The following is a 2,823-nucleotide window of genomic DNA, read 5'->3' on the forward strand; positions in this document are numbered from 1 at the left end:
CGCCTGGCTATCGAGCCCGATCATCCGTTCTGGCTCAGCCGTAGCTCGACGCCGTTACCCAGGCTGAGCACAATATTCCAGCCTAAGCCGGATGATGGCGACGTGCCCATCAGTGACGACAAATCGAGAAAGCTGGCTTCTCCAGAGTCTGTCGAATTATCGGTCGGCTGATCGGACAGGCGCTTTCGCCAGTTGCAGAAGCTGGAATAGCCAATGTTCTCTTGTTTACAAAACTGCGAAGCTGACAGACCACTGTCACGATGCTGGTCAACCAGGGCCTGCCACTGTTCCGGGGTGCGGTGCTTTCTCATGGGGGTAACCTCGTGTGGGCAAATGTGAGGTTACTGTAGGGCGAATGTCAGCCGGGCGGCAGGACGTCTTAGAATGAACGCTTACTACCTAATGACGTTTATTGTGCCCGCAGGCGAGTTTGAACGTCAGACTGTCGATGGTCGTACGACGGTTATTCCTGAATCTTTCATGTATTTGTCAGATGTTGCGAATCTGCATTTTTTTAAGATTTTCGTCGCCATACCGCAAGGTCTGATTAATGCGTCGCAATATCTGTTTATCGTGTTTATTGCTGGTGGGCTGTTTCATATTCTGCAGAAGACAGGCGCGCTGGAAAATGCCATTGGTGTCGCCGTTCATCGCGTCGGCGCTGAAAATAGCATTAAAAGCCGCAACCTGATTATTGCTGCTGGCACCTTTATCTATGGCTTCTTTGGCGTTGCGGTTGGTTTCGAAAATAATATTGCGCTCGTACCCATTGGTGTACTGATAGCGTCTGCCATTGGCTGCTCTCGTTTAGTCGGTGTTGTGATGGCCGTGGGGGGCATCGGCATTGGCTTCGCTTTATCGCCGATCAATCCATACACCGTTGGCGTTGCGCAAGGTATTGGTGAATTACCCACGTTTTCAGGCTGGTGGTTACGTACGCTGATGGTTGTTGCGTGCCTGGCTACCTTGACGCTTTTTATCTGCCGTTACGTCGTCAAAATGGACTACCACGATGACAACCCAGCCGAGCTAACCAAGCGTCTCGAAGACTATACCTTGACACGCCAGAACATCATTACATTAGCTATTTTTATTGCTGGCCTGATTATCATGCTAATCGGTGTGTTTACTCGCGGTTGGTACATCAATGAAATTGCCGCCATGTTCTTGCTGATGGCGATTGTTATTGGACTCACTAACGGCCTGGGAGCCAATGCGCTGGTAAGACAGATGATGGAAGGCGCCTCATCGGTAACCGCCGGCGCCTTAGTGATTGGTGTTGCAGCCTCTATTCAGGTCATCCTTAAAGATGCCCAGATTATCGATACGATTGTTAATTCCCTTAGCGCTCTGGTGGGTGATATGCCTACCGCTGTGGCGGCTGTCGCTTCAAGTGTTATTCAAGGCGTGATTAACCTGTTTATTCCGGGCGGATCGGGCCAAGCATTGGTTACCATGCCGATTTTGATTCCTTTGGCAGACTTAATTGGCATGAGCCGTCAATTAATGATCACGTCATTCCAGGTGGGGGATGGTTTGACTAACCTGATTGTACCAACGTCTGGTGGCACCCTTGCCATGCTAGCGCTAGGCCGGGTTTCCTACGCGCAGTGGCTACGTGTTATTACCCCTTTATTGGTACTGGTTTACGTTATGTGCTGGGCAGCGCTGGTATTAGGCTATTACGTGGGTTATTAAGTACTGTCGTTAGGCGGTTAACTAACGGTCGACGCAGCAGTGACGGGGGGAAATCCAGAAGGATTTTCGCCCCCTTCGTTTTGCAGTTATGTGGTTCGGTGCTAAAGAAATTCAGTCATTGTCCGATAATCACTTAACAGGCCACAGTCACCAAGCCGCCATATGAGTTAGCCATGCCCAAATCACCTGCTTTCCTTCTTGCTGCGATACTGCTTAGCCTAGTCACCTATGCTCAGGCGTTTGCAAATACGGCTGAATCAGCGGCGCTCGCGTGGTTAGAGTCAATTGATAATGGTGAGGTTGAACAAGCCTGGGAGAGCTCATCGCCGCTACTAAAAACGCCGCTATCGCCTAGCATGCTTAGGCGCATTATTGAGTTAGCACGTAATGAGTTTGGGCCGGTAGAATCACGTCGACAAGTGCAAGTCTCTCACTACCGATCTATGCCGGGTGCGCCCGATGGCGACTACATGGTTTTTATCTTCCATACTCGGTTTGAAAATAAAGCGAGAGGAGTAGAAACCGTAACACCTCATCTTGAAAATGGTGAGTGGCGAGTCAGTGGTTATTATGTGCAATAGCTCTGTGTAATAGTTCTGTGTAATGCTTCTTTGTAATAGGTATTTGTAAATGACTGATGCCGCACCCGGCGCGTACCAAAGTGGTGATGCTATGCCTAGTATTGCTAACACGCCCGAGCCGCCTTACTACGCGGTTATTTTTACCTCACAACGCACCGAGATCGATAACGGCTATGACGCAATGGCGGCCAGAATGGTTGAACTTGCAGCACAGCAGCCGGGATTCTTGGGAGTAGAGTCTGCCCGAAATGAAGTGGGTGTGACGGTGTCATACTGGGCTGATTTGGCCTCAATCAAAGCGTGGAAGGCCCACGCTGAGCATCTGGAAGCCCAGCGTCTAGGCCATCAGCAGTGGTACCGGCATTTTAAGACGCGCATTGCCAAAGTCGAGCGAGATTATGGTATTTAAACTATCAACGCAGCCTAGGTATTATGCCTAGGCTGTGTTTTTTGTTTAATAAGTGCCTGATGGTGACTCCACCCTAGTCCTCCGAGCCGCACTCGTCATTCCCGCAGGCCCTTAGCGGGAATCCATGTTGACCTG

At 50.3% G+C, this 2,823-nt stretch carries 4 protein-coding genes; 3 read left to right on the forward strand and 1 reads right to left on the reverse strand.

The window, feature by feature from the left end:
• Positions 1-20 precede the first annotated feature (20 nt).
• Positions 21-311: an IS66 family insertion sequence element accessory protein TnpA gene (tnpA, locus tag INT19_RS08255; RefSeq protein WP_022519766.1), complete on the reverse strand. Its 291-nt coding sequence runs from the start codon at positions 309-311 to the stop codon at positions 21-23.
• A gap of 73 nt (positions 312-384) precedes the next feature.
• Here tnpA and INT19_RS08260 point away from each other — a divergent pair, with 73 nt between their 5' ends.
• The 3 genes from INT19_RS08260 (at position 385) to INT19_RS08270 (ending at position 2,688) form a co-directional block, all read left to right on the forward strand.
• On the forward strand, positions 385-1,698 hold the full coding sequence (locus tag INT19_RS08260) for a YfcC family protein (RefSeq protein WP_193060413.1): 1,314 nt from the start codon (positions 385-387) through the stop codon (positions 1,696-1,698).
• Between the two features lie 173 nt (positions 1,699-1,871).
• Complete coding sequence (locus tag INT19_RS08265) at positions 1,872-2,279, forward strand: DUF4019 domain-containing protein (RefSeq protein WP_193060414.1); 408 nt, start codon at positions 1,872-1,874, stop codon at positions 2,277-2,279.
• A gap of 91 nt (positions 2,280-2,370) precedes the next feature.
• Positions 2,371-2,688 (forward strand): antibiotic biosynthesis monooxygenase family protein, encoded by a 318-nt coding sequence (locus INT19_RS08270; RefSeq protein ID WP_193060415.1) that lies wholly within the window; start codon positions 2,371-2,373, stop codon positions 2,686-2,688.
• Positions 2,689-2,823 lie beyond the last annotated feature (135 nt).

This window comes from Halomonas sp. 3A7M (genome assembly GCF_014897875.1).
Classification (GTDB): domain Bacteria; phylum Pseudomonadota; class Gammaproteobacteria; order Pseudomonadales; family Halomonadaceae; genus Vreelandella.